Annotated in this window: 1 protein-coding gene; it reads right to left on the bottom strand. The window is 65.4% G+C overall.

The genetic code is table 11. The features are described 5' to 3' along the window. On the bottom strand, window positions 1–525 hold a 525-nt coding region (locus AB4Z46_RS35300), incomplete at its 3' end, for a hypothetical protein (RefSeq protein WP_442288207.1). Window positions 526–949: the final 424 nt, after the last annotated feature.

Genomic DNA, 949 nt, shown 5'->3' with positions numbered 1-949 from the left:
CGCTCTACTCGCGGCCTGCAAGGCCGCCGCCTGCGCGGCGTGCTTCTCGCCACGCGAGGGCCTGTGAGCCTTGCTAGCCCTGGCCTCCTTAGCCTCCTTGGGCTCCTTTTTTTCCTTGGGCTTCTCTTTGGCCTGCGAGTGGTGCGTCCGCACCAGCTTGTCGATCGCCTTCGCCCTCGGCAGCTGCGATTTCGCTTGGCGCTTCGCACGCTCCTCCTTCAGCAGACGGCGCTCCTCGGACAGCTTCTGTTCGGCTTCGGACGGCTCATGGTCCGCCCCCAGCGAGTGGACGCGGTCCATCGTCGCCTTGTGGAGCATCGCGCCGTTCCTCGCGATGCGGTGGGTCAGCGATGCGATGCGAATGGGCATGTTGCGATCCTCGTGGTGTGTGAAAAGATCAATGTAGACCGGCCTCCGCGTCCTGCCAATCGATTTGTGTGGCCTCGCCCCTGCGTCGCCAATACGCTTCTGGCGTTGTGCCGCGAATTCCAGCGAGACAAAAGCCAGTTCGATATTGCCGGCCACGGGCTGGATGACGCCAGTTCCCTGGCGAACATCACGCAATGGAGACCACCCCCCAGCGCCACCGAGGCCCCCGCCATCGCCGCGGTCGCAAGGCAGCCCAAGAGCTTCCACTTGCGCGGCTCCAGGCCCTTGCGCAGGTGGAAGTAACTGGCCACCGCCTCGGCGGCCGAGCTAGATGTCCTTCAACACCTCAGCGCCCGGTGCAGTCATGCTCGGCGAGAACTCGACGACTTCGGCGCGGGCGCATCCGCTCGTGACAAACGGGTCCTGCTCAAGGATGCCTTCCTCTCGGCCTTGCTGAACAGCCAGCCGATGGGCTTCTATGCGCCCGCGCAGCTCGTGCGGGACGCGCGCGAGCATGGCGTCGTCGTGCGGCCGGTCGACGTCACGATCAGCGACTGGTTCAGCACGCTCGAGGAGGACG

This window comes from Variovorax sp. M-6 (assembly GCF_052114385.1).
Lineage (GTDB): Bacteria > Pseudomonadota > Gammaproteobacteria > Burkholderiales > Burkholderiaceae_C > Variovorax.
The sequence above is the reverse complement of the archived record's forward strand: the minus strand, read 5'-3'. Positions and strand labels throughout refer to the sequence as shown.